The sequence below is a fragment of the Pseudomonas sp. NY5710 genome (genome assembly GCF_013305665.1).
In the GTDB taxonomy this organism is placed as follows: Bacteria; Pseudomonadota; Gammaproteobacteria; order Pseudomonadales; family Pseudomonadaceae; genus Aquipseudomonas; species Aquipseudomonas juntendi.
Map to the genome: position 1 here is coordinate 1,905,177 of NZ_CP045554.1, position 22,373 is coordinate 1,927,549.

Sequence of the window (22,373 nt, forward strand, 5' to 3'; positions counted from 1 at the left end):
GCCTTCGCGCACCTGAAACCGAATTTAAGGAAATACAGATAATGGCTATCGAGATCAAAGCCCCAACCTTCCCGGAATCGGTTGCCGATGGCACCGTTGCCACCTGGCACAAGAAGCCGGGCGAAGCCGTCAAGCGTGACGAGCTGATCGTCGACATCGAGACCGACAAGGTCGTCCTGGAAGTGCTGGCTACCGCTGACGGCGTGCTGGGCGACATCGTCAAGGGCGAGGGCGACACCGTCCTGTCCGACGAGGTGCTGGGTTCGATCGTTGAAGGCGGCGCTGCTGCCGCACCTGCCGCCGCCGCTGCACCTGCCGCTGCACCCGCTGCGGCAGCTGCCGATGCTGGCGAAGACGACCCGGTCGCCGCCCCGGCTGCGCGCAAGCTGGCTGAAGAAAACGGTATCGACCTGGCCAGCGTTGCCGGTACCGGCAAAGGCGGTCGCGTCACCAAGGAAGACGTGGTTGCAGCTGTTGCCAACAAGAAGTCGGCACCTGCCGCTGCGCCGGCTGCCAAGCCTGCTGCCGCTGCTGCTGCTCCGGTGGTCACCGCTGCTGGCGACCGTACCGAGAAGCGCGTACCGATGACCCGCCTGCGTGCCAAGATCGCCGAGCGCCTGGTAGAAGCCCAGTCGAGCATGGCCATGCTGACCACCTTCAACGAAGTGGACATGACCGAAGTCATGGCCCTGCGTTCGAAGTACAAGGACCTGTTCGAGAAGACCCACAACGGCGTGCGCCTGGGCTTCATGTCGTTCTTCGTCAAGGCTGCCACCGAGGCGCTGAAGCGTTTCCCGGCGGTCAACGCCTCGATCGACGGCAACGACATCGTCTACCACGGCTATGCCGACGTCGGCGTCGCGGTGTCCAGCGACCGTGGCCTGGTGGTACCGGTACTGCGTAACGCCGAATCGATGAGCCTGGCCGAAATCGAAAACGGCATCGCCACCTTCGGCAAGAAGGCCCGTGACGGCAAGCTGTCGATCGAAGAGATGACCGGTGGCACCTTCACCATCACCAACGGCGGTACTTTCGGTTCGATGATGTCGACCCCGATCGTCAACCCGCCGCAGGCCGCGATCCTCGGCATGCACAACATCATCCAGCGCCCGATGGCCGTTAACGGCCAAGTGGTGATTCGCCCGATGATGTACCTGGCGCTGTCCTACGATCACCGCCTGATCGATGGCAAGGAAGCGGTAACCTTCCTGGTGACCATCAAGAACCTGCTGGAAGATCCGTCTCGCCTGCTGCTGGACATCTAATCGCGCGGCTGTAAGCTGCGAGCGGCAAGCTTCAAGTCGAAGCCTGTCTGTCTCGCAGCTTGCAGCTTGCTGCTTGAAGCTCAAAAGGAATCTTTTATGACCCAGAAATTCGACGTAGTGGTAATCGGTGCAGGTCCTGGCGGTTATGTCGCTGCCATCAAGGCCGCACAACTCGGTCTGAAGACTGCCTGTATCGAGAAGTACACCGACGCCGAGGGCAAGCTGGCCCTGGGCGGCACCTGCCTGAACGTCGGTTGCATTCCTTCCAAGGCCCTGCTGGACAGCTCCTGGAAGTACAAGGAAGCCAAAGAAAGCTTCAACGTGCATGGTATCTCCACCGGTGAAGTGAAGATGGACGTTGCCGCGATGGTTGGCCGCAAGGCTGGCATCGTCAAGAACCTGACCGGTGGCGTGGCCACCCTGTTCAAGGCCAACGGTGTTACTTCGATCCAGGGCCACGGCAAGCTGCTGGCGGGCAAGAAGGTCGAAGTCACCAAGGCTGACGGCACCACCGAAGTGATCGAAGCCGAGAACGTGATCCTGGCCTCCGGCTCGCGTCCGATCGACATTCCGCCAGCGCCTGTCGACCAGAACGTCATCGTCGACTCCACCGGCGCCCTGGAATTCCAGGCCGTACCCAAGCGCCTGGGCGTGATCGGTGCTGGCGTCATCGGCCTGGAGCTTGGCTCTGTGTGGGCTCGCCTGGGTGCTGAAGTCACCGTGCTGGAAGCCCTGGACACCTTCCTGATGGCTGCCGACACTGCCGTGTCGAAAGAAGCCCAGAAGACCCTGACCAAACAAGGCCTGGACATCAAGCTGGGCGCTCGCGTCACCGGCTCGAAAGTCAACGGCGACGAAGTCGAAGTCACCTACACCAACGCCGAAGGCGAGCAGAAGATCACCTTCGACAAGCTGATCGTTGCGGTCGGACGTCGTCCGGTGACCACCGACCTGCTGGCTTCCGACAGCGGCGTGACCATCGACGAGCGCGGCTACATCTACGTCGATGACCACTGCGCGACCAGCGTGCCGGGCGTTTATGCCATCGGTGACGTGGTGCGTGGCCTGATGCTGGCGCACAAGGCCTCGGAAGAGGGCATCATGGTGGTTGAGCGCATCAAGGGCCACAAGGCCCAGATGAACTACGACCTGATCCCTTCGGTGATCTACACCCACCCGGAAATCGCGTGGGTCGGCAAGACCGAACAAGCCTTGAAGGCCGAGGGTGTTGAGGTTAACGTAGGCACCTTCCCGTTCGCGGCCAGCGGCCGTGCGATGGCGGCCAACGACACCGGTGGTTTCGTCAAGGTCATCGCCGACGCCAAGACCGACCGCGTGCTGGGTGTACACGTGATTGGCCCATCGGCTGCCGAACTGGTGCAGCAGGGCGCAATCGCAATGGAATTCGGCACCAGTGCCGAGGACCTGGGCATGATGGTCTTCAGCCATCCAACCCTGTCCGAAGCGCTGCATGAAGCAGCGCTGGCTGTGAATGGCGGCGCCATTCACGTGGCCAACCGTAAGAAGCGTTAATCATAAGAAACCACGGCGGGCAGCCCGTCGTGAGTCTTGCGTGCATGACTCACCGCGGAACGTCCGCCGGACCGGATCACATGGGATAACCCGGGGTCAACGGTCACAGGTGGCGCGGCGCCAGTGATGGCGCAGCGCCGAAGCGCAGTACCTAACGAAGACGGTAAAAAGCATGAATCTTCACGAGTATCAGGGTAAGCAGCTGTTCGCTGAGTACGGCCTGCCAGTTTCCAAGGGTTTCGCAGTCGATACCCCTGAGCAAGCTGCAGAAGCCTGCGACAAGATCGGCGGGAACGAGTGGGTAGTCAAAGCCCAGGTTCACGCGGGTGGTCGCGGTAAAGCGGGCGGCGTCAAGCTGGTTCGCAGCAAGGAAGACGCCAAGGCGTTCGCTGCACAGTGGTTGGGCAAGAATCTGGTTACCTACCAGACCGATGCCAACGGTCAACCCGTCTCCAAGATTCTGGTCGAATCCTGCACTGACATCGCCAAAGAGCTGTACCTGGGCGCTGTAGTCGATCGTTCGAGCCGCCGCATCGTGTTCATGGCCTCCACCGAAGGTGGCGTGGACATCGAGAAGGTCGCTCACGAAACGCCTGAGAAAATCCTCAAGGCCACCATCGACCCACTGGTTGGCGCACAGCCGTTCCAGGGTCGCGAGCTGGCATTCCAGCTGGGCCTGGAAGGCAAGCAAGTTCAACAGTTCGCCAAGATCTTCGTAGGCCTGGCCAAGCTGTTCAAGGATCACGACCTGGCGCTGCTGGAAGTGAACCCGCTGGTGATCAAGGCCGATGGCGACCTGCACTGCCTCGATGCCAAGATCAACATCGACGCCAACGCCATGTACCGTCAGCCTAAGCTGAAAACCTTCCACGACCCGTCGCAGGACGACGCCCGTGAAGCCCACGCTGCCAAGTTCGAACTGAACTACGTTGCCCTGGAAGGCAATATCGGCTGCATGGTCAACGGTGCCGGCCTGGCCATGGGTACCATGGACATCGTCAACCTGCACGGCGGCAAGCCTGCCAACTTCCTCGACGTTGGCGGCGGTGCTACCAAAGAGCGCGTTACCGAAGCGTTCAAGATCATTCTGTCCGACAGCAATGTCGCGGCCGTTCTGGTCAACATCTTCGGCGGCATCGTTCGTTGCGACATGATTGCCGAAGGCATCATCGGTGCAGTGAAAGAAGTCGGCGTGAAGGTTCCGGTCGTCGTTCGCCTTGAAGGCAACAACGCCGAACTGGGCGCTAAAGTACTGGCAGAAAGCGGTTTGAACATCATTGCGGCAACCAGCCTGACCGACGCTGCTCAACAAGTTGTCAAAGCTGCGGAGGGCAAGTAATGAGCGTCCTGATCAATAAAGACACCAAAGTCATCTGCCAGGGCTTCACCGGCTCGCAGGGTACTTTCCACTCCGAACAGGCCATCGCCTACGGCACCAAGATGGTCGGCGGCGTAACCCCAGGCAAGGGTGGCACCACCCACCTGGGCCTGCCGGTGTTCAACACCGTGAAGGAAGCCGTGGAAGCTACCGGCGCTGATGCTTCGGTCATCTACGTACCGGCTCCTTTCTGCAAGGACTCGATCCTGGAAGCAGCCTTCGGCGGCATCAAGCTGATCGTCTGCATCACCGAAGGCATTCCAACCCTGGACATGCTGGATGCCAAGGTCAAGTGCGACGAGCTGGGCGTGACCCTGATCGGCCCTAACTGCCCAGGTGTCATCACCCCGGGCGAGTGCAAGATCGGCATCATGCCAGGCCACATCCACCTGCCAGGCAAGGTCGGTATCGTGTCGCGCTCCGGCACCCTGACCTACGAAGCTGTGAAGCAGACCACCGACGCCGGCTTCGGCCAGTCGACCTGTGTCGGTATCGGTGGTGACCCGATCCCGGGCTCCAACTTCATCGATATCCTGAAGCTGTTCCAGGAAGACCCGAAGACCGAAGCGATCGTCATGATCGGCGAGATCGGCGGTTCGGCTGAAGAAGAAGCAGCGGCCTACATCAAGGCCCACGTGACCAAGCCTGTCGTTTCCTACATCGCTGGTGTTACCGCACCTGCGGGCAAGCGCATGGGCCACGCTGGCGCCATCATTTCTGGCGGCAAAGGCACTGCAGACGAGAAGTTTGCAGCCCTGCAGGACGCGGGCGTGAAAACCGTGCGTTCCCTGGCCGACATCGGCAAGGCCCTGGCCGAGCTGACCGGTTGGGAAGCCAAGAAGTAATACCGCTACACCCCCCACGCGCACAGAGGCCACCTTCGGGTGGCCTTTGTCGTTTGTGGGTTTTCGGTATTCCTGTGCCGACCTCTTCGCGGGCTTGCCCGCTCCCACAGGTATCACCACAGGTTCTGAATGTGGTGAGCCCTGTGGGAGCGGGCAAGCCCGCGAAGAGGCCAGAGCAGGCACTGTAGATTTTTCGATGGGTTTGATAGGAATTTTCATACAGACGCGGCTTTTAAACCGAGGATAATTCCCTCTGTCTTCGGTCGCGCAGACGACAAACATGTACGCACATCGGACAAGCAGCACTGTTCCAGTGCGTTTGACTGACAAAACGGTTACATTACGCGCTCACTCTGTGCCCGTACCCCAAAAGGGAACGACACGCTAAACGGGTCTGGCCTATCAAGCCGGGCAGCATTTCCCCTCATCCAAAGGGAAATCCCCTCTCGAATCCCGATTTCAGCAGTGTGGTACTACCTTAAAATGAAAGTTCTCAAAGGCCAGGATATCCTGGCGCTTGGCTTTATGACGTTTGCGCTTTTTGTGGGTGCAGGCAACATCATCTTCCCGCCTATCGTCGGCCTGCAGTCCGGCCCCCATGTGTGGATGGCGGCCCTGGGCTTCCTGGTCACGGCCGTAGGCTTGCCGGTCATCACTGTGGTCGCCCTGGCCAAGGTCGGTGGTGGCATGGATGCCCTGAGCAGCCCGATCGGCAAATTCTTCGGCGGCTTGCTGGCGGCTGTCTGCTACCTGTCGGTCGGCCCCTTGTTCGCCACCCCGCGTACCGCGACCGTTTCGTTCGAAGTGGGTGTTGCTCCGCTGACCGGGGAAAGCCCGCTGGCGCTGTTCATCTACAGCCTGGTGTATTTCGCAGTGGTGCTGGCCGTGTCGATGTACCCCGGCAAGTTGCTCGATACCGTGGGCCGCTTCCTGGCGCCGCTGAAGATCATCGCCCTGGCCGTACTGGGGATTGCCGCCTTTGCCCTGCCGGCAGGGGGCATGGGTGACGCGCAGCCGGCTTATGCGGCAGCGGCCTTCTCCAAAGGCTTCTCCGATGGCTACCTGACCATGGATACCCTGGGGGCCCTGGTGTTCGGTATCGTCATCGTCAACGCCATCCGCTCGCGCGGTGTCGAGTCGCCGAAGCTGATCACCCGTTATGCCATTATCGCCGGCCTTATCGCCGGTGTCGGCCTGGCCCTGGTCTACATCAGCCTGTTCCGTCTGGGCGCCACCAGCCATGATATCGCGGCAGATGCCACCAATGGCGCGGCCGTTCTGCATGCCTACGTGCAGCACACCTTCGGTTCGTTGGGCAGCGGCTTCCTTGCGGTGCTGATCGCCCTGGCCTGCCTGGTGACTGCGGTGGGCCTGACTTGCGCGTGCGCCGAGTACTTCAGCCAGATCCTGCCGCTGTCGTACCGCGCCCTGGTGGTGATCCTGGCCGGTTTCTCGCTGTTGATTTCCAACCTTGGCCTGACCAAGTTGATCATGTTCTCGATCCCGGTACTGACCGCCATCTACCCGCCCTGCATCGTGGTCGTCGGCCTGAGTTTCGTCAAAGACCTGTGGCATTCGCCGACCCGTATCCTGGCGCCGGTCATGCTGGTGTCGCTGGTGTTCGGCATGGTCGATGCGATCAAGGGCAGCAGCCTTGCCCACATGCTCCCGGACTTCATGGCGCACCTGCCGTTGAGCGATGCCGGCATGGCCTGGCTGGTGCCGTCGGTGGTAACCCTGGTGGGCGCCGTCGCCTGCGACCGCATGCTGGGCAAGCCGCGCGAAGCGCTGGCCTGACGCGCCGGGCCAAGCCTTGGGGCGGCACCGGCCACAAGCCGAAGGGTGCCCGCCAAGGTGCAAGCTGCAGAGCCCCGTATCGGCAACGATGCGGGGCTTTTTTCTGGCCCACACCGGCAGTACGAATTTCAGCAGGAATGTGTGCCTTTTGCCGCTTGCCAGCGTCGAAACCCGGTCCCTATCCTTCAGGCACCTGGCCTTTTCGGGAATCCTGCATGAATTTCATCCAAAGCAACCTCAACAACCTGCTGGCCGTCGCCTGGTTCGCCCTGTGCTGGGGTGGTTATACCCGGTATGCAATCTGGAAAGGGCGCGACACCGCATGCCTGGCCAGCGTGCTGCACCTGTACCGTGAAGACTGGATGCGGCGCATGTTGCTGCGCGATAACCGTATTGCCGATGCCAGCGTGATCGGCAACCTGGAGCGCAACGCCTCGTTCTTCGCCTCCAGCACCTTGATCATTCTGGCCGGCATCCTCACCGTGCTGGGGGCCTCCGACAGGGCGCTGTCGCTGTTGGCCGACCTGCCGCTGGTGCAGCAGACTTCGCAGGGCATGTCGGAGATCAAGTTGTTGTGCCTGGCCATGGTCTTCGTGTATGCCTTCTTCACCTTCAGCTGGTGCATGCGCCAATACAACTTTGCTGCCGTACTGGTTGGTTCGGCACCGATGATTGGCGAACGGCAGGTCAACGAACTGGAGCGCAAGGCGTTCGCCTCGCGGGCGGCACGGGTGTTGTCGCTGGCGGCCAACCAGTTCAACCTTGGTTTACGCTCTTACTACTTCGGCATGGCCATGTTGAGCTGGTTCATCAGCCCGTGGTTGTTCATGGGCATGAGTGTGGGTGTTGTATTGATCTTGTACCGTCGGGAGTTCCATTCCGATGTGCTGGAGGTGATGGTCTTTACCCCCACGGATAGTGTCAGCAGCGAGCCATTGAAAGAGGGTGGTGTGGCAGTGAACTGAAACGATTAACCGTGAACTCAACGCAAAAAAAACCCGACAACGTCGGGTTTTTTTTATCGGGCTGATTACTGCTTGGCAGGTTCTGCCGGCGCCGGAGTAGCCGGGGCGGCTTCTTCGGCAGCCTTTTGCTCGGCTTCAGCCTGATCTTTGGCAGCTTCGGCGTTTTCCTTGGCGGCGTCGTTCATTTTATCCTGAGCTTCGCCCATCTTTTCCTGGGCTTGCTCGGCATGTTCCTGCGCATCTTGGGCTTTGTCTTCGCTCGCTTTATCGCAAGCAGCCAGGCCCATGGCAGCAGCCAGCATCAGAGCAAAAGCAAATGGTTTACGCATGGGGGTGTTTCTCCTTGGTGTGATAAGTGACTTGTTCCTTCGAGTGCAGCCACTTGGAATAAGTTCAACGAAGGTTTCAGATATATAACGCCCCGTTCTACATGGACTTTTGAACCCACCTATGCCGTTTGGAAGGGACGTGGTAACAGCCTATGAGTGATTCGACCTTGATGTCCATGGCCGAGCGTTTTCTTTCGGCATTGAAACACTGCCAGTTGTTGCAGATGCGTGTGGCACAGGCTGATGAAACTGGCATGACGCTGGTCCTGCCCTGGTCGCCGGCCATTGTCGGCAACCCGCAAACCGGTGCCGTACACGGTGGGGCGCTGACAACTCTGATGGATACCACCTGCGGCATGGCCACGCTATGCGTACTGCCGCACTTCGAGGTATGCCCGACCCTGGATCTGCGCATCGACTACATGCACCCGTCGGTACCGGGCAAGGACATCCATGGGCATGCCCAGTGTTACCGGGTGACCCGCGACGTGATCTTTACCCGTGGCAGCGCCTACCAGGACGACCCCGAGCGGCCAATCTGCCAGGTGGTGGGTACCTTCATGCGGTTGGGCCCGCAGGTCAAGGGCGGCATCCGCTTCGGCAGCAGCCTGAAGGAGGGCGGGTCATGATTCCGCCTGCCATTCGCCAGCAACTCAACGCAGCACATGCGCAAGGTGACTACCGCCCCTTGCTGGCATTGATCCCTTACGCGGGGTTGATCGGCATCGAATGCCAGCGCGAGGGGGATGACCTGCTGTTCCGCCTGCCGGCCAATCCGGACACTGTCGGCAACCCCCTCTTGCCCGCTATCCATGGCGGGGTGATTGCCGGCTTCATGGAGCTGTCGGCAGCGCTGTACCTGCTGATCTACAGCGACAGCGCCAGCATTCCGAAGATCATCGATTTCTCCATCGACTACCTGCGCGCCGGGCTGTTGCGCGATACCTATGCCCAGTGCCAGTTGTGGCGCCAGGGGCGCCGGGTAACCAACGTGGCCATTACCGCCTGGCAGGGCGACCGCCAGTCGCCGATCGCCACGGCCCGCGCGCATTTCAAGATCGACCCGCAAAAGCCCTTGAAATCATCCGGGCAGCCCCCATCTGCATGACATCCGCCGTTAAAGCAGGCTGTACCGCCCGCCAGGCGCCATTGCAAACAGATCGGAGTTTTGAAGACCATGAGTGTGGAGACTCAAAAAGAAACGCTTGGCTTCCAGACCGAGGTAAAGCAACTGCTGCACCTCATGATCCATTCCTTGTATTCGAACAAGGAGATCTTCCTGCGTGAGCTGATCTCCAACGCCTCCGACGCCGCCGACAAGCTGCGCTTCGAGGCGCTGGCCAAGCCAGAGTTGCTGGAAGGCGACGCCGACCTGAAGATTCGCCTGAGCTTCGACAAGGAGGCGGGTACCGTGACCCTCGAGGACAACGGTATCGGCATGAGCCGCGAAGACGTCATCACCCACCTGGGCACCATCGCCAAGTCCGGCACTGCCGACTTCATGAAGAACCTCACCGGTGACCAGAAGAAGGACTCGCACCTGATCGGCCAGTTCGGCGTGGGCTTCTATTCCGCGTTCATCGTTGCCGACAAGGTTGACGTGTACAGCCGTCGCGCCGGCCAGCCGGCTGCCGAAGGCGTGCATTGGTCGTCCCGTGGCGAGGGTGAGTTTGAAGTCGCCACTGTCGACAACCCCCAGCGCGGCACCCGCATCGTCCTGCACCTGAAGAAGGACGAGCAGGAGTTCGCCGATGGCTGGCGCCTGCGCAACGTGGTCAAGAAGTACTCCGACCATATCGCCTTGCCTATCCAGTTGCCGAAAGAGCAGGCGGCTGCCGAAGGTGAAGAGCAGCCGGCCGAAGAGTGGGAAACCGTCAACCGTGCCAGCGCCTTGTGGACCCGTTCGCGCAGCGACGTGAAGGACGAGGAATACCAGGAGTTCTACAAGCACATCGGCCACGACTTCGAGAACCCGCTGGCCTGGAGCCACAACAAGGTCGAAGGTAAGCTTGAATACAACTCGCTGCTGTATGTACCGGCCCGCGCGCCGTTCGACCTGTACCAGCGCGAAGCGCCACGCGGCCTGAAGCTGTATGTACAGCGCGTGTTCATCATGGACCAGGCCGAGTCGTTCCTGCCGCTGTACCTGCGCTTCATCAAAGGTGTGGTCGACTCCAACGACCTGTCGCTGAACGTGTCGCGTGAAATCCTGCAGAAAGACCCGATCATCGACTCGATGAAGACCGCGCTGACCAAGCGCGTGCTGGACATGCTGGAGAAGTTGGCGAAGAACGAGCCTGAGCAGTACAAGGGCTTCTGGAAAAACTTCGGCCAGGTGCTGAAGGAAGGCCCGGCCGAAGACTTCGCCAACAAAGAGAAGATTGCCAGCCTGCTGCGTTTTGCCTCCACCCACGACGACAGCGGCGAGCAGAGCGTTGCCCTGGCCGACTACCTGGCGCGCGCCAAGGAAGGCCAGGACAAGATCTACTACCTCACCGGTGAGTCCTACGCGCAGGTCAAGAACAGCCCGCACCTGGAAGTCTTCCGCAAGAAAGGCATCGAAGTGTTGCTGCTGACCGACCGCATCGACGAGTGGCTGATGAGCTACCTCAACGAATTCGACGGCAAGGCCTTCGTCGATGTCGCCCGCGGCGACCTGGACCTGGGCAAGCTGGACTCCGAAGAGGACAAGAAAGCCCAGGAAGAAGTCGCCAAGGACAAGGAAGGCCTGGTCGAGCGCCTGAAAGGTGCATTGGGTGACAGCGTGGCCGAAGTGCGCGTGTCGCACCGCCTGACCGACTCGCCGGCGATCCTGGCCATTGGTGAGCAGGACCTTGGCCTGCAGATGCGCCAGATCCTTGAGGCCAGTGGGCAGAAAGTGCCGGAGTCCAAGCCGATCTTCGAGTTCAACCCGAGCCACCCGCTGATCGACAAGCTGGACAACGAGCAGAGCGAAGACCGTTTCGCCGAGCTCTCGCATATCCTCTTCGATCAGGCGGCCCTGGCGGCCGGGGACAGCCTGAAAGACCCGGCAGCGTACGTTCGTCGCCTGAACAAGCTGCTGGTCGAGCTGTCTGCTTGAGTTGATGCAGAGGAAAGCCCGCTTCGGCGGGCTTTTTTATGACGAGTGCCAATGGAGTGCCTGATGAGCAAAGTAATCGTCGAATCGCTGGTGTATCACCTGTCCGGCCGAACCTACGAAAGCCGCCTGGTCTACGAGCCCGGTGCGCTGGGGCGCCCGGGCCTGGTCATGGCACCTAACTGGATGGGCATTGGCGAAGGTGCCGAACGCATCGCCAAGGAAGTGGCCGAAAAGGGCTATGTGGTGTTGCTCGCCGACCTGTATGGGCAGTCGGTGCGCCCGTCCAATGCGGACGAAGCGGGCGCAGCGATGATGCCGCTCAAGAATGACCGCGGCGAACTTCGCAAGCGCATGCAGGAGGCCCTGGCCCAGTTGCTGGGGCAGTCCAAGGCGCTGCTGGAGCCTGGCAAAGTTGCCACCTTCGGCTTCTGCTTTGGGGGTTGCTGTGCGCTGGAGCTGGCGCGCAGCGGCGCCGACTTGCGTGCGGCAGTGTCGTTCCACGGCACATTGGACACGCCGAACCCCGAGGATGCCAAGCGCATCAAGGGCTCGGTGCTGGTGCTGCACGGTGCATCGGACCCATTGGTGCCGAAAGAGCAGCTGCCGGCATTCGAAGACGAGATGAATGCGGCCAAGGTCGACTGGCAGTTGCTCAGCTATGGCGGGGCCGTGCATTCGTTCACCGACCCTGGCGCCAATGTGCCGGGCAAGATGCAGTATGACCGGCGCACCTCGGAGCGGGCGTTCCGTTCGATGCATAACCTGCTGACTGAAGTGTTCCAGCGCTGATCGCATAGTGGGGCTGCTGTGCAGCCCTTCGCGGGCTTGCCCGCTCCCACAACTCTCACCCTGTGGGAGCGGGCAAGCCCGCGAAGGGGCGCAAAGCGGCCCCAATCAGCGAGGCAACTCGATCCTCGAGCTCTCCCCCGGCACTACCGGCCAATCCCCCGCAGCCCATCTGGCCCTGGCCTGCTCGATCAGCGCCGGGTCACTGGCGACAAAGTTCCAGTTCATCCGCCGCGGCCCATCCAGCGGCGCGCCGCCAATCAGTACCAGCTGGCATTCACCTTGCGCATACAGCGTCACCTCTTCGCCCTCCGGCAGCACCACCAGGCTGCACGGCGCCACATCCTCGCCGTTTATCTGCAGTTCGCCCTGCAACAGGTACAGCGCCCGCTGCACATGCTCGTTCGGCACCTGCAAGGTAGCCGCCGTTTGCATCTGCACCTGTGCATAGAGGGTAGGGGACAGCACCGGCACCGGTGACGCCAGGCAGAACCCGGTGCCGGCAATCATGCAGATGCGCACCCCCAGGCTGTCGCTGACCGGCAGGCTGGCCGCAGGATGATGGCTGTAGCTCGGCGCGCCTTGTTCATGCTCACGTGGCGAGGCCAGCCAAACCTGCAAGCCGTGCAGGCTGGACCCATTGGCCAAGGCGTCTGCCGGGGTGCGCTCGACGTGCGCCACGCCGCGACCGGCCGTCATCCAGCTGACGTCGCCGGGCAGCACCAACTGGTCTGAGCCCAGGCTGTCCTTGTGTTGGATCGCCCCTTCGAACAGAAAAGTCAGGGTTGAAAGGCCGATGTGCGGATGTTGGCGGATGTCCATGCCGCGCCCGGGTGCGTAGGCGGTTTTCAGCATGTGATCGAAGAATACGAACGGGCCGACACTGCGGCACTGCGCCGCTGGCAGCGGGCGTAGGATCGGCTGGCCCTCGACCGATTCTGCACGGGGGCGAATGATCAGCGTGCTGCTCATGGGAAGGGCTCCAGGCAAGGTGGCAGTGTCCAAGCATAACGGTTTGCCTGCTGGGCCTGAACCGTCTTCTGCACCGGCCGGTCTACCCTGTCTGATACCAGGAGAATGGAGCTGCCCATGAATGCCAAAGCGCTGGCCTGCGCGTTATTGTCCGCTTGCTTGTGCCAAGCGGTACAGGCGCGTGACTACCGCTACAGTGACGCCCACCTGCACTACGTGGATTTCTTCCAGGAAAGCGAAGGGATGCCAGCATTGCTCAAGGCGATGGATGCGGCAGGCGTTGACCAGTCGATGATTTCCGGCATTCCGGTGGCCAAGAAGTGGCACGAAGACGAGCCCAAGCGCCCGCGTTACTATGCCGGTGATGATGCCGATGCTTACTGGTACAGCGCCACCGACATCTATGTGGCCGCCGCGCTCCAGCAGTTGCCACCGCAGCAGCGTAAACGCTTCCACCCGTTCCTGAGCGGGTTCAATCCGGTGGACAAGAATGCCGTCAGCCATATCGAGCGTATGCTCGAGCTGTACCCGGGGCTATGGCAGGGCATCGGGGAGGTGTTCACCCGCCACGATGACTTGACCGCGCTGACCAGTGGCGAAACGCCGCGCGCCAACAACGAAGCCATGACCCGGATCTATCACCTGGCCGCCGAGCGCGACCTGCCAGTGCTGCTGCACTCCAACATCACCTCCAAGCGCGAGCGCAACCCGCTGTACCTGGCAGAGATCGAAGAGCCGCTACGCAATCACCCGCACACCCGGTTCATCTGGGCCCATGCTGGCAGCAGCATGGAGATACACCGGCATCAGACGCAAATGGACTTTTTACTGCCAGTGCTGACGCGGTTGCTGGAGAGCTACCCAAACCTGTATGTCGATTTGTCGTGGAGTGTACTGCAGCCGTATCTGCTGGATGACAAGGGTGTGCCACGCAAGGAATGGCTGGCGTTGGTCGAGAAGTACCCGGAGCGGTTCATGCTGGGATCGGATGTGGTGGGGCAGTTTGGCAGCCTGGGCGAGCAGATGCACGGGTTCAAGCCGTTTCTGGATGCGTTGCCGGAGGTGGTGGCGAACAAGGTAGCCAAGGAGAACTTCCTGGCTGTGTTGCCCAAGCAGAAGTAACGGTTTACCAGTACTGACCTATCGCAGGCAAGCCAGCTGCCACAGGGTTACGCAGGTTCCGAACCTTGCGCAGTACCTGTGGGAGCTGGCTTGCCTGCGATAGGGCCAGTACAGGCCACACAAAAGAAAACGCCCCGAACCAGTCGGGGCGTTTTGATTACTGCTTGAGCGCCTTACTTGCCTTCCCAGCGCTTGAGCACCAGGGTGGCGTTGGTGCCGCCGAAGCCGAAGCTGTTGCTCATGACCGTGTCGATCTTGGCGTTTTCTTCGGTTTTGCGCAGGATCGGCAGGTCGGCCACTTCCGGGTCCAGCTCGTCGATGTTGGCAGAGCCGGCGATGAAGTTGTTTTCCATCATCAGCAGGCAGTAGATCGCCTCGTGCACGCCCGCGGCGCCCAGCGAGTGGCCCGACAGGCTCTTGGTCGAACTGATTTTCGGCGCCTTGTCCTTGAATACCTCGCGAACGCCTTTCATCTCGGCAACGTCACCGACCGGGGTCGAGGTGCCGTGTGTGTTCAGGTAATCGATCGGGGTGTCAACGGTGGACAGCGCCTGCTGCATGCAGCGGATAGCGCCTTCGCCGCTCGGGGCAACCATGTCGTAACCGTCGGAGGTCGCACCGTAACCAACGATTTCGGCGTAGATCTTGGCGCCACGGGCCAGGGCGTGTTCCAGCTCCTCGACCACCACCATGCCGCCGCCGCCAGCGATGACGAAGCCATCACGGTCTGCGTCGTAGGCACGCGAGGCCAGTTCCGGGGTTTCGTTGCGCTTGGTCGACAGCGCGCCCATGGCATCGAACAGGAACGACTGGCTCCAATGCTCTTCTTCACCGCCGCCGGCAAAAACGATGTCCTGCTTGCCCCACTGGATCTGCTCCAGTGCGGTACCGATGCAGTGAGCCGAGGTGGCGCAAGCCGACGAGATCGAGTAGTTGATGCCCTTGATCTTGAACGGCGTAGCCAGGCATGCCGAAACGGTGCTGCCCATGGTGCGCGTGACACGGTATGGGCCGACACGCTTGACGCCTTTCTCGCGCAGGGTGTCCAGCGCTTCCATCTGGTTCAGGGTCGACGCGCCGCCGGAGCCAGCCACCAGGCCGGTACGCGGGTTGGACACCTGCTCTTCGGTCAGGCCGGAATCCTTGATCGCGTCCTGCATCGCCAGGTAGGCGTAGGCAGCCGCGTGGCCAACGAAGCGGTAGACCTTGCGGTCGATCAGTTCTTCGAGGTTGAGGTCGATGGACCCGGAAACCTGGCTACGCAGCCCCATTTCCTTGTATTCCGGGTTGAAACGGATACCCGGACGGCTGTTGCGCAGGTTTTCGGTGACGGTAGCTTTGTCATTGCCCAGGCACGAAACGATGCCCAGACCAGTGATAACGACGCGGCGCATGCGAATAACCCTTAGAAATTGTCAGTGGAGGTGAACACGCCGACCCGCAGGCCTTCGGCGGTGTAGATCTCGCGGCCGTCAACGCTGACCGAGCCATCGGCGATGGCCATGTTCAGCTTGCCCTTCAGGACGCGCTTGATGTGGATGTTGTAGGTGACTTTCTTGGCGGTAGGCAAAACCTGGCCGAAGAACTTCACTTCGCCCGAACCCAGGGCGCGGCCGCGGCCTGGCAGGCCCTGCCAGCCGAGGAAGAAACCGACCAGCTGCCACATGGCGTCGAGGCCCAGGCAGCCCGGCATGACCGGGTCGCCTTCGAAATGGCAGGCGAAGAACCACAGGTCCGGGGTGATATCCAGCTCGGCGACCAACTCACCTTTGCCGTACTTGCCGCCTTCTTCGCTGATGTGGGTGATGCGATCGACCATCAGCATGTTCGGCGCGGGCAGTTGCGCATTACCTGGGCCGAACAGCTCACCGCGACTGCAGCGCAGCAGGTCTTCCCGAGTAAAGGCGTGTTGTTTGGTCATGCGAGCTCCTCAATAACCCCCTGTGGCAGGGGATGAATCTTCCCGACCGACCCAAATAACCAACGGCTTCGGGGCGGTAGCCTACAGGTAGACTATTGCGTTGTGGTGAAAGTCACAGCGCACCTGGTGAAAGAAGTACAGGTGTGCACTGAAACGTCTATTTTCAGGGCCGATGAAGGTCCTGTCCAGTGTTTAAGACTGCCGCACTTTAGCATTTATCGCCAGTCGCGGTTGTCTGGCCGGGTAACCAGCGTTGCAGCACCCGCTGCAGTTCGCTGCGGCGCAAGGGTTTGCTCAGGTAGTCATCCATGCCGGCGGCCATGCATCGCTCGCGGTCGCCGTCGAGCGCGTTGGCGGTCAGGGCGATGATCGGCAGGCCTGTGCCATTGCCCAGTTGGCGAATGCGGCGGGTGGCTTCATAGCCGTCCATGTGCGGCAACCGGCAGTCCATCAGCACCGCGGCAAAGCGCTGGCGGCCCACCAGGTCGACCGCCTCGAGGCCGTCTGCAGCGGTGCACACCGTCAGCCCCAGGCTGCGCAGCATGGCTTCTATGACACTCTGGTTGACCGGATTATCCTCGACCAACAGCACCTTTTCCTGCTCGGCAGCCGCCGGTAGCGCGTCGATTGGGTGCGGCAGTGGCGCCGGCGCCTGGCTGGCCAGGGCCAAGGGCATCTCCAGGGTGAACGTTGAACCCAAGCCCACGTGGCTCTCGCCGCGCAGCTTGCCACCCATGCGCTCGGCCAAGGTACGGGCGATCGACAACCCCAGCCCGGTGCCGCCATAGCGGCGGGAAATCGAACTGTCCGCTTGCTGGAACGCGACGAACATCATTTCCAGGCGGTCGCTATCGATACCGATGCCGGTATCACGCACGCTGCAGGTCAGCCAGATCAACTGCCGGTCGACCACTTGCCAGCGAGCCTCGACCTGCACCTGGCCGCGTTCGGTGAACTTCAGCGCGTTGCCCACCAGGTTCAGCAGGATCTGGCGGATGCGCGTAGGGTCGCCGTTCACCTGCAACTGGCCGATGTCGGCCGGCAGTTGCAGGTGCAGCCCAAGGCCGCGTTGCTGGGCGCTGTGCTGGAAGGACTGGACGCTGCTGGTGATCAGCTCGCCGAGGTTGAAGTCGATATGCTCCAGTTGCAGCGCGGCGCGTTCGATGCGCGAGAAGTCCAGAATATCGTTGATGACTTTCAGCAGGTGCCCGGTGGACTCGCTGGCCACGGCGGTGTAATCGGCCTGTTCGGTGCTGAGCGGGGTGGTTTCCAGCAACTGCAGCATGCCCATCACGCCGTTCATCGGGGTGCGCAGCTCGTGGCTCATCATGGCCAGGAAATCGGACTTGGCGCGGTTAGCCTGTTCAGCCTCTTCACGGGCCTGGATCAGCTCGGCGATGGTTTGTTGCTGTTCAGCGCTGGCCTGCTCCAGGGCGCTGGCCAGGTTGTTGATGTGGCGCGCCAGGTGGCCCAGCTCGCTGTCGTCTACCACCGGCAAGGGGGTGTTGTACTTGCCTTGCTGGATGGCCTTGACCGCGTGGCCCATGTCGCTGATCGGCTTGGCCAGGCTCAGGGCCAGGCGGCGAGCCAGCAAGAAGGTGAACAGCAGGGCGAACAACGCCAGAATGCCGGCCTTGATCACGATTTCCTGCTGGCGCTGGCTGAACGCATCATCGGACATGCCGACGATCACCCGGCCCAGGTAGTCGTCCCCGATGGCCGGGGTGTTGGCTTTGCCCTGTTGCAGGAAATCGTTGTCCAGGCGTATCTGCTGCAGGCGGATGGGCGCCTGGAACACTTCGACCTGCTGCGCGCGGTTGGCGCTTTCGTCGGACTGCTCCACGTAGACCAGGATGTGGTTGCGGCTGTCCTGTACCTCCAGGAAGCGGACGTGCGGGATGCTGAGGGTGGCCCGCATGAGCCCCTCAAGCACTTCGTTGTTACCGGAAATCACCCCGTACTCCGACGCCGGTGCCAGCTGGTTGGCGATCAATTGCCCGGTGTGGTTGAGTTCCTGGCGCAGGTCCTGGATACGGACGAAGGTAAAGAAGCTGATCAGCAGCAAGGTCAGCAGCAGCGCAGGGCCAAGGCTGATGATCTGGGTGCGGGTGTGAATGTCCCAACTCAGGCGTTTGCTCATGGGGTGGGTTCTCCTTCGGCCAGTACCTGGGCGGCGGCGTTCGGATCGATCGGTTCAAGGCCCAGGGCCCGGGCCACCTGCTGGTTGCCGCTGACGCTGTAGCGCTTGGGGTAGAGGCTGCGTGGCCAGCGTGCCGGGGGCTGGTCGAGCAATTGGTCGAGTTCCGCCAGCCAGTCGTCCTGGTCGCTGTAGCTGCTGGCCAGTGCGCCGGCGCGGACAAAACCTGCGTTGGGGCCGATCAGCGCCATCTGCCGGCCATAGCTGCTCAGCAGCAGGTTTTTCGCCGTCTTGGAGTTGTACAGGTCAGGGTCGTCCAGCCCCAGCAGGACATCGCTGTTGCCCAACAGATGCTGCAATGGCCGGTTGTCGCGCGGGTCGGACCAGTCCTGGGCCACGATCTCCAGGCCCAGCGGACCCGCTGCATGGCGCAGCTCCTCGAGCAGAAACCCGCTGTGCTGGCCGTACAGCACGCCAATACGCCGTGCCTGGGGCAGCAAGTAACGCGCCAGGCGCAACTGACGGGCCGGTGGCGCGTCATTCCACAGGAAGGTGAGAAACGCCGGGCGCGACTTTCCCAGGCGCTGCTCAGCCTGAACACGGCTGACGCGCATGGCCAGGGCCGGTGGCCCGGCGGTTTCGCTCAGGCGCCATTCGAGAGCAGCGTTGTCGAGCAGGATCAGACGCTGGTCGGCCTTGAGTTTGCCCGGGGATGGCAAGTCGGCGGTGGTCTGGAAGTGCACATGATCGTGGGGCCGACGGTTTTCCAGTGCCGCCACGAAGCTGCGGATGCCGGGCTGGTCCTCGGCACCGATCAGCAGGATCTCGCTGGCCGACAGTGGCCCCAGCGGCCACAGGCAGAGTACCAGCAGGCGCAGCACCAGACTCATCAGAACTCCAGCTCCGCGCTGACGCTCAGGCGGTGGCGGCTGTCATAGCGGTTCTGGGCTGCCGTGGTCGGCTCATCGTCCAGGCGCTGTTGCCACAACGCCGCCAGCTCCAGGTTGCTGCCATATACCCGGAAACGCTTGGCCAGGCGCAGGTCCAGGCGCTCGTAGCGGTACTCGTTGAGGGCATCGTCGCCGTAGTAGAACAGCGCGCTCGACCAACCTGCACCCCAGTCGCGCATCCACCCGGCCGAACCGCTGTTGCGGGCGCTGAGGCGGCGATCGTCGGGGTTGCTGGCCCAGGCATCGACATAGGCGTAGGTCAGGCGCAGGCGGTCGCGCAGGGTAGGGCGCCAGTCCAGTTGTGCCTCGCTGCCGCTGAAGCGGGCCTTGTTGGCGTTGCTGGCGATGTACTGGTTGTTGCGCAGCGGCTCGCTGATCATGCCGGTGATCTCGTCGTAGAACAGCTTCACGTCCATGCTCAGGTCGATGTCGCTGAAATAGCCGTTGTAGCCCAGTTCGCGCGAGCGCATGCGCTCTTGCTCGAGGTTGCCGGGGCCGCGGGTCTTGACGAAGTATTCGCCGTTTTGCAGGCCAAATGCATTGGGCGTCAGGTTCTTGACCGTGTAGCTCCAGTTGACGTTGTTCTCGAACATGTCGGGCGAGCGTACGGCCTCGGAATACACCGCGCGCAGGCCATGGCGCGGGGTGATCAGGTAGTTGACCGCCACCCGCGGGGTCAGCGAGTTGCCGGACAGCTGCGAGTCCTCGAACATGGCGCCGCCCTGCAGGATCCAGTGCTCGTCGGCGCGCCATTCCAGTTGGCCGAACAGCCGCCAGGTCTGGTCGTCGACGCTGCCGTTGAAGTAGGTCTGCGAATCGGCACGGTCATAGCGGTAGTTCATGCCGCTGAGCAGGCGCAGGCTGTCGGTCAGGCTCAGGGTGTCCTGGATTTCCAGGTCATAGCGGGTTTCGCGGGTACTCTGGTCAACATCGCCGCATACCTGTTGCTTGCCACCGTTCTGCCATTGTTCCTGCACTTTCTGCAAAAGCCCTTTCAGGGCCGGGTCGTTCGTGGCCAGCGGGGCACCTGTGGCGATGCCGCGCGCCACCCTTTCGGCGAAGTCCGGGTTCAGTTGCCAGAGCTGGGTCAGCTCGGGGCTGAATGACTGCACCGCATCACAGGCGCGCCACACTTGCTGGCGGTCAAAATGTTGCGCCGAGCCCTGAACATAAAGGCTGTGTTCAGCGCTGAATTCCTTGGTCCAGCGCAGCGAGCCGGCGTAGTCCTTGGCGTTGACGTCGGCGTTGTTGCCGGCTTCGTACTGCTGGAAAACCGGCTGGTAGGTGTAGGGCCGTTGATTGCTGCCTTCTTTGGCCGCAAGTTGCCATTCCAGGGTCTGGTCGATGGCCAGGGTATGACTGGCGCTGAGGTTGAAGCGGTTCAAGCGGCGGCTGTCGCGGTAGTCCTGGCCGAACTGGTTCTCGTCGAAGCCGTCGTCACGCTGGCCCGATACCGACAGGCGCATGTCGCCGCCCTCCCAGCCGAAGCCGTGGCTGAGGTAATAATCGTTGATGCCGTCCTGGCCGCGGGTTAGTTTCATCCGCGTGCCATGGCTGTCGGCCGGGTTGCGGGTCAGGATGTTGACCACGGCCATCAGCGCGTTGGCGCCATAGCTGACCGTGTTCGGGCCACGGAACACCTCGATACGCTCGATATCCTCCATGGCCAGGGGAATGTCGCTCCAGTCCACCGTGGCCAGGCCGGCGCGGTACACCGAGCGGCCATCGATCAGCACCTGCATGCGCCGCGCGTCGTTGGCGTTGCTGCCATGGTAGTTGACCGTGGGCTGGTTGCCGGCGCCGTAGCCGATCATCATACCCGGCACCAGGCGCAGCAGCTCGGGGATGTCACGGGCACCGCTGGCACGGATCAGCTCGCTATCGATGACGGTCATGCTGCCCGGCACCGCTGCCGGCGACTGTTTCAGGCGCGTGGCGGTAAGAACCTGGGGCAGGTCGGTGTTGTCGATGAACAGATCCTCGGCCACGGCCGGGCTACCGAGCAGGGCGGTCAATATGAGCAGACGCGGGAAAGGGGGCGTGCCAGGGAACACAGAGCAGCCTTGTCTCAGGATGGAAACAGGCATGGTAACCGACCTTGGCGCAATTGCCAGTGACCCGCCTCAAGCTTCTGGCTGCCAGCACACCGTGCCAGGCTTTTCTCGCTGCCGGTAGCTCGAAGCTTGCAGCTTGGCTTTATAATGCGCCGGTCGCCACTTAATTTATGGCTTTAACGGATTGAATATGACTGAACAGCAACCTGTTGCAGTTCTGGGCGGCGGCAGCTTCGGCACCGCCGTGGCGAACCTGCTGGCGGAAAACGGTGTGCCGGTGCGCCAATGGATGCGCGACCCGGCCCAGGCCGAGGCCATGCGTGTCAATCGTGAAAACCCGCGCTACCTCAAGGGCATTCGCCTGCACGACGGGGTGGAACCGGTCAATGACCTGCTGGCCACCTTGCAAGCCAGCGAGCTGGTGTTCGTGGCCCTGCCATCCAGCGCACTGCGCAGCGTACTGGCGCCGCATGCCGAGTTGTTGCGCGGCAAGGGCCTGGTCAGCCTGACCAAGGGCATCGAGGCGCAGAGCTTCAAGCTGATGAGCCAGATCCTCGAAGAGATCGCGCCCCAGGCACGCATTGGCGTGTTGTCCGGGCCCAACCTGGCCCGCGAAATTGCCGAGCACGCATTGACTGCCACGGTAGTGGCCAGCGAACACGAAGCGCTGTGCCAGCAGGTGCAAGCGGTGCTGCACGGGCGCACCTTCCGCGTTTACGCCAGTGCCGACCGTTTTGGCGTGGAGCTGGGCGGGGCGCTGAAGAACGTTTACGCGATCATCGCCGGCATGGCCGTGGCCCTGGGCATGGGCGAAAACACCAAGAGCATGCTGATTACCCGTGCCCTGGCCGAAATGACCCGCTTTGCCGTCAGCCTGGGCGCCAACCCCATGACCTTCCTGGGCCTGGCCGGGGTCGGTGACCTGATCGTCACCTGTTCGTCCCCCAAAAGCCGCAACTACCAGGTGGGTTTCGCACTGGGGCAGGGCCAGAGCCTGGAGGAGGCCGTTACCCGCCTGGGCGAAGTGGCCGAAGGCGTCAACACGCTCAAGGTGCTCAAGGCCAAGGCCCAGGAGGTGCAGGTGTACATGCCGCTGGTGGCGGGCCTGCATGCCATTCTGTTCGAGGGCCGCACGCTGAACCAGGTCATCGAGCACCTGATGCGTGCCGAGCCCAAGACCGACGTCGATTTCATTTCCATCAGCGGCTTCAACTGAGCCGAACAGAGCAAGGAGCGG

General features: G+C 61.9%; 19 protein-coding genes. 12 read left to right on the forward strand and 7 right to left on the reverse strand.

The annotated features are described in order from the left end of the window. Positions 1 to 41 precede the first annotated feature (41 nt). From odhB to GEV39_RS08530, 6 genes are all read left to right on the forward strand, one after another. A complete protein-coding gene (odhB, locus tag GEV39_RS08505) occupies positions 42 to 1,265 on the forward strand; it encodes a 2-oxoglutarate dehydrogenase complex dihydrolipoyllysine-residue succinyltransferase (RefSeq protein WP_054881175.1) in 1,224 nt (407 codons plus the stop codon). A 96-nt stretch (positions 1,266 to 1,361) separates the two neighbouring features. Continuing rightward, on the forward strand, positions 1,362 to 2,798 hold the full coding sequence (gene lpdA / locus GEV39_RS08510) for a dihydrolipoyl dehydrogenase (protein ID WP_173888265.1): 1,437 nt from the start codon (positions 1,362 to 1,364) through the stop codon (positions 2,796 to 2,798). Between the two features lie 172 nt (positions 2,799 to 2,970). Next, positions 2,971 to 4,137, forward strand: a complete 1,167-nt coding sequence (gene sucC / locus GEV39_RS08515; RefSeq protein ID WP_003254205.1) for an ADP-forming succinate--CoA ligase subunit beta — start codon at positions 2,971 to 2,973, stop codon at positions 4,135 to 4,137. Then, positions 4,137 to 5,021, forward strand: a complete 885-nt coding sequence (gene sucD, locus GEV39_RS08520) for a succinate--CoA ligase subunit alpha (RefSeq protein ID WP_003254203.1) — start codon at positions 4,137 to 4,139, stop codon at positions 5,019 to 5,021. The genes sucC and sucD overlap by 1 nt, the downstream gene beginning before the upstream one ends. A 483-nt stretch (positions 5,022 to 5,504) precedes the next feature. Further along, positions 5,505 to 6,818: a branched-chain amino acid transport system II carrier protein gene (brnQ, locus tag GEV39_RS08525; RefSeq protein WP_173888267.1), complete on the forward strand. Its 1,314-nt coding sequence runs from the start codon at positions 5,505 to 5,507 to the stop codon at positions 6,816 to 6,818. A 215-nt stretch (positions 6,819 to 7,033) separates the two neighbouring features. After that, a complete protein-coding gene (locus GEV39_RS08530; protein WP_009684701.1) occupies positions 7,034 to 7,783 on the forward strand; it encodes a DUF599 domain-containing protein in 750 nt (249 codons plus the stop codon). Between the two features lie 65 nt (positions 7,784 to 7,848). On the opposite strand, the gene GEV39_RS08535 is transcribed toward GEV39_RS08530, so the two are convergent. Further along, positions 7,849 to 8,112: a hypothetical protein gene (locus GEV39_RS08535; protein ID WP_009684700.1), complete on the reverse strand. Its 264-nt coding sequence runs from the start codon at positions 8,110 to 8,112 to the stop codon at positions 7,849 to 7,851. Positions 8,113 to 8,264: 152 nt separating this feature from the next. Here GEV39_RS08535 and GEV39_RS08540 point away from each other — a divergent pair, with 152 nt between their 5' ends. From GEV39_RS08540 to GEV39_RS08555, 4 genes are all read left to right on the forward strand, one after another. After that, on the forward strand, positions 8,265 to 8,741 hold the full coding sequence (locus tag GEV39_RS08540) for a PaaI family thioesterase (protein ID WP_173888269.1): 477 nt from the start codon (positions 8,265 to 8,267) through the stop codon (positions 8,739 to 8,741). After that, positions 8,738 to 9,220: a PaaI family thioesterase gene (locus GEV39_RS08545; RefSeq protein WP_173888271.1), complete on the forward strand. Its 483-nt coding sequence runs from the start codon at positions 8,738 to 8,740 to the stop codon at positions 9,218 to 9,220. Before GEV39_RS08540 ends, GEV39_RS08545 begins: the two co-directional genes overlap by 4 nt. 69 nt (positions 9,221 to 9,289) lie before the next feature. Further along, positions 9,290 to 11,194 carry a molecular chaperone HtpG gene (gene htpG / locus GEV39_RS08550; RefSeq protein WP_173888273.1) on the forward strand — a complete coding sequence of 635 codons (1,905 nt, stop codon included), beginning with the start codon at positions 9,290 to 9,292 and terminating at the stop codon, positions 11,192 to 11,194. Between the two features lie 63 nt (positions 11,195 to 11,257). Beyond that, positions 11,258 to 11,983 (forward strand): dienelactone hydrolase family protein, encoded by a 726-nt coding sequence (locus GEV39_RS08555; protein WP_009684696.1) that lies wholly within the window; start codon positions 11,258 to 11,260, stop codon positions 11,981 to 11,983. Positions 11,984 to 12,088: 105 nt separating this feature from the next. Here GEV39_RS08555 and GEV39_RS08560 read toward each other — a convergent pair whose 3' ends face one another. Further along, the gene (locus GEV39_RS08560) at positions 12,089 to 12,952 is read right to left on the reverse strand and encodes a pirin family protein (protein WP_173888275.1); all 864 of its coding nucleotides are present in this window, start codon (positions 12,950 to 12,952) and stop codon (positions 12,089 to 12,091) included. Positions 12,953 to 13,069: 117 nt separating this feature from the next. On the opposite strand from GEV39_RS08560, the gene GEV39_RS08565 reads away from it, so the two are divergent. Continuing rightward, the gene (locus tag GEV39_RS08565; RefSeq protein ID WP_173888277.1) at positions 13,070 to 14,074 is read left to right on the forward strand and encodes an amidohydrolase family protein; all 1,005 of its coding nucleotides are present in this window, start codon (positions 13,070 to 13,072) and stop codon (positions 14,072 to 14,074) included. Between the two features lie 173 nt (positions 14,075 to 14,247). Here the strand turns inward: GEV39_RS08565 and fabB are convergent, their stop codons facing one another. The 5 genes from fabB to GEV39_RS08590 all read right to left on the reverse strand — a co-directional run bounded on the left by fabB (position 14,248) and on the right by GEV39_RS08590 (position 21,169). Further along, complete coding sequence (fabB, locus tag GEV39_RS08570; protein WP_173888279.1) at positions 14,248 to 15,468, reverse strand: beta-ketoacyl-ACP synthase I; 1,221 nt, start codon at positions 15,466 to 15,468, stop codon at positions 14,248 to 14,250. An 11-nt stretch (positions 15,469 to 15,479) separates the two neighbouring features. Next, positions 15,480 to 15,995 carry a 3-hydroxyacyl-[acyl-carrier-protein] dehydratase FabA gene (gene fabA / locus GEV39_RS08575; RefSeq protein ID WP_008089108.1) on the reverse strand — a complete coding sequence of 172 codons (516 nt, stop codon included), beginning with the start codon at positions 15,993 to 15,995 and terminating at the stop codon, positions 15,480 to 15,482. Positions 15,996 to 16,203: 208 nt separating this feature from the next. Next, complete coding sequence (locus GEV39_RS08580) at positions 16,204 to 18,135, reverse strand: ATP-binding protein (RefSeq protein WP_173888281.1); 1,932 nt, start codon at positions 18,133 to 18,135, stop codon at positions 16,204 to 16,206. Beyond that, positions 18,132 to 19,022: an ABC transporter substrate-binding protein gene (locus GEV39_RS08585; protein WP_173888283.1), complete on the reverse strand. Its 891-nt coding sequence runs from the start codon at positions 19,020 to 19,022 to the stop codon at positions 18,132 to 18,134. Before GEV39_RS08585 ends, GEV39_RS08580 begins: the two co-directional genes overlap by 4 nt. Beyond that, positions 19,022 to 21,169, reverse strand: coding sequence for a TonB-dependent receptor plug domain-containing protein (locus GEV39_RS08590; RefSeq protein WP_173888285.1), 2,148 nt, complete (start codon positions 21,167 to 21,169; stop codon positions 19,022 to 19,024). Before GEV39_RS08590 ends, GEV39_RS08585 begins: the two co-directional genes overlap by 1 nt. A 157-nt stretch (positions 21,170 to 21,326) precedes the next feature. On the opposite strand from GEV39_RS08590, the gene GEV39_RS08595 reads away from it, so the two are divergent. Then, a complete protein-coding gene (locus GEV39_RS08595; protein ID WP_173888287.1) occupies positions 21,327 to 22,352 on the forward strand; it encodes an NAD(P)H-dependent glycerol-3-phosphate dehydrogenase in 1,026 nt (341 codons plus the stop codon). Positions 22,353 to 22,373: the final 21 nt, after the last annotated feature.

Bases quoted from the DNA above. Each gene is read 5' to 3' on its own strand.
- odhB (WP_054881175.1), top strand. From the start codon at position 42: ATGGCTATCGAGATCAAAGCCCCAACCTTCCCGGAATCGGTTGCCGAT.
- lpdA (WP_173888265.1), top strand. From the start codon at position 1,362: ATGACCCAGAAATTCGACGTAGTGGTAATCGGTGCAGGTCCTGGCGGT.
- sucC (WP_003254205.1), top strand. From the start codon at position 2,971: ATGAATCTTCACGAGTATCAGGGTAAGCAGCTGTTCGCTGAGTACGGC.
- sucD (WP_003254203.1), top strand. From the start codon at position 4,137: ATGAGCGTCCTGATCAATAAAGACACCAAAGTCATCTGCCAGGGCTTC.
- brnQ (WP_173888267.1), top strand. From the start codon at position 5,505: ATGAAAGTTCTCAAAGGCCAGGATATCCTGGCGCTTGGCTTTATGACG.
- GEV39_RS08530 (WP_009684701.1), top strand. From the start codon at position 7,034: ATGAATTTCATCCAAAGCAACCTCAACAACCTGCTGGCCGTCGCCTGG.
- GEV39_RS08535 (WP_009684700.1), bottom strand. From the start codon at position 8,112: ATGCGTAAACCATTTGCTTTTGCTCTGATGCTGGCTGCTGCCATGGGC.
- GEV39_RS08540 (WP_173888269.1), top strand. From the start codon at position 8,265: ATGAGTGATTCGACCTTGATGTCCATGGCCGAGCGTTTTCTTTCGGCA.
- GEV39_RS08545 (WP_173888271.1), top strand. From the start codon at position 8,738: ATGATTCCGCCTGCCATTCGCCAGCAACTCAACGCAGCACATGCGCAA.
- htpG (WP_173888273.1), top strand. From the start codon at position 9,290: ATGAGTGTGGAGACTCAAAAAGAAACGCTTGGCTTCCAGACCGAGGTA.
- GEV39_RS08555 (WP_009684696.1), top strand. From the start codon at position 11,258: ATGAGCAAAGTAATCGTCGAATCGCTGGTGTATCACCTGTCCGGCCGA.
- GEV39_RS08560 (WP_173888275.1), bottom strand. From the start codon at position 12,952: ATGAGCAGCACGCTGATCATTCGCCCCCGTGCAGAATCGGTCGAGGGC.
- GEV39_RS08565 (WP_173888277.1), top strand. From the start codon at position 13,070: ATGAATGCCAAAGCGCTGGCCTGCGCGTTATTGTCCGCTTGCTTGTGC.
- fabB (WP_173888279.1), bottom strand. From the start codon at position 15,468: ATGCGCCGCGTCGTTATCACTGGTCTGGGCATCGTTTCGTGCCTGGGC.
- fabA (WP_008089108.1), bottom strand. From the start codon at position 15,995: ATGACCAAACAACACGCCTTTACTCGGGAAGACCTGCTGCGCTGCAGT.
- GEV39_RS08580 (WP_173888281.1), bottom strand. From the start codon at position 18,135: ATGAGCAAACGCCTGAGTTGGGACATTCACACCCGCACCCAGATCATC.
- GEV39_RS08585 (WP_173888283.1), bottom strand. From the start codon at position 19,022: ATGAGTCTGGTGCTGCGCCTGCTGGTACTCTGCCTGTGGCCGCTGGGG.
- GEV39_RS08590 (WP_173888285.1), bottom strand. From the start codon at position 21,169: ATGCCTGTTTCCATCCTGAGACAAGGCTGCTCTGTGTTCCCTGGCACG.
- GEV39_RS08595 (WP_173888287.1), top strand. From the start codon at position 21,327: ATGACTGAACAGCAACCTGTTGCAGTTCTGGGCGGCGGCAGCTTCGGC.